This is a genomic window from Brevundimonas sp. (genome assembly GCF_018608325.1).
Lineage (GTDB): Bacteria > Pseudomonadota > Alphaproteobacteria > Caulobacterales > Caulobacteraceae > Brevundimonas.
In genome coordinates this window covers 14,838-16,567 of record NZ_JABAZW010000061.1, presented here as the reverse complement: position 1 = coordinate 16,567, position 1,730 = coordinate 14,838, and the positions used below count along the sequence as shown (strand labels likewise).

The 1,730-nt window shown below is 65.9% G+C and carries 2 protein-coding genes; one reads left to right on the top strand and one right to left on the bottom strand.

What is annotated here, in order from left to right; translation table 11 throughout:
* A partial coding sequence (locus QZ281_RS06490; protein ID WP_292226150.1) for an MFS transporter occupies positions 1-355 on the top strand: 355 nt, incomplete at its 5' end.
* On the opposite strand, the gene QZ281_RS06485 is transcribed toward QZ281_RS06490, so the two are convergent.
* Positions 268-1,275 carry a LysR family transcriptional regulator gene (locus QZ281_RS06485; RefSeq protein WP_292226147.1) on the bottom strand — a complete coding sequence of 336 codons (1,008 nt, stop codon included), beginning with the start codon at positions 1,273-1,275 and terminating at the stop codon, positions 268-270. The two genes, QZ281_RS06490 and QZ281_RS06485, sit on opposite strands and share 88 nt — an antisense overlap.
* Between the last annotated feature and the right edge of the window lie 455 nt (positions 1,276-1,730).

The window sequence follows — 1,730 nt, the reverse complement described above, 5'->3', positions numbered from 1 at the left end:
CTTCATCCGCATCGGCGGCGTCGTGGCGGCGCTCGGTTTCGCCTGCGTCAACTTCGCCGACAGTCCCGCCTTGCTGTGGCTGACCTATGGCGTGGCGGCGGCGGGCATGGGCTGGGTCTATCCCGCGATCTCTGCGCTGGCCGCCAATGCTGTCGAGGCCCACGAACAGGGCGCTGCAGCAGGCGCTGTCGGCGCGGCGCAAGGACTGGCGGCGGTTGTCGGCCCCATCGCCGGAACCTTGGCCTATCAGGCCTCGTCGGGCGCGCCCTATGTTATCGGAGCGACGCTGGTGCTGGTCGTCGTGCTGTGGCCCGCGCGCCGCCCTGGACCTGAACAGGCGGCCTCCACCTCCTGACCCGCTGACGTCCCGTCGCCGTCCTCAAAGGCGGCGGCCAGGGTCGCCACCATCCAGTGGGTCGCAGGGTCATCCTGTGACCGCTCATGCCAGCTCAGATAATAGTCGAACGGCTTCAGCCCCAGCGGAACCGCAAAGGTCCGCAGGCCGTGCGCAGAGGCGAACCGGCGGGCCGCACGGCGCGGCAGGATGGCCACCGCCTCCCCCTCTGTCAGCAGATAGGGCGTCAGTGAGAAACTCTCTGACCGGCACAGAACGCGACGGTCGGCCATGTCCGGCCTCTCATCGGTGATCCAGTCGCCGAAACCTTCACCAATCGAAGTCGCCACATGGGGCCAGCGCAGCAAGTCATCCGTCGTCGGGCGGCTATCATGAACCGGGTGATCGGCGCGGGCCAGCCCCAGATAATCCTCCTGAAACAGCCATCGCGACTGCAGGCCGGTGCCTTGCGGGTCCCAGCCGGTCAGCAGCAGATCAAGCTGCCCCTCCTCCAACCGGCGTACGCTGGCGTCCGACAATGGCTCGACCGTCAGGCCGATGCCCAGGGCTTCGCGTTCGATCTGCGCCAAGGTCGGCGCCAGCACCGTCAGCGCGCCATAGTCGGTCGAGGCCAGATGGAAGCTGCGCCGCACCTGCTGCAGATTCAGCTCGGGTTCGCGCAGCAGATTCTCACCATCCCGCAGCCAGTGGCGAAGCGGCCCGCTCAGGGCCTCCGCGCGCGGCGTCAACGTCATGCCACGCGGTCCCCGCACCAGCAGGGCGTCCGCGAACTGGTCCCGCAATCGCGCCAGAATCCGACTCATCGCCGGTTGTCCGATGCCCAGCCGGTCCGCCGCCCGCGACACGCTGCGCATCTCGATCAACACCAGCAGGTGATGAAGCAGCGTGAAATCAGTGTGTTGGGGAAGACGCCCGACCATGCCCGTTCTTGAGTTCGCCCTTCCTGCCCGGTCAAACCGTCAGGAATGCAGATCCGATAAGATGCGAACGACTCTTACTCGCACACATATCGCATAGCTACGACTTTCGCGCCTGGCGCCGTCGACCGACACACCACGCCACCTCTGCCGTCATGCGTTTTGCCGAATAGGCCCAATGCCGAATGCGACATTGATGGCTTGTTGCGAATGATTATTAACCGCGCCGACTGCTCGCCGCAGTCAGATTCCCAGCCAACACAGGTGTCGCGCAAGACGGCGCCTGTCCTCTCCGAATGCCTTTGGGGGCGCCAATGTCTAATGTTTCGCGAGGTCTCGGGCTGTGCCTGATGACCACAACCATTCTCGCCTCGGGCTCGGCCCTGGCCTCCGTCGATGACCAGACCAATCCGCGCGTGGCCCGCGTCGACGACATCGTCGTGACCGCCTCGGCCACC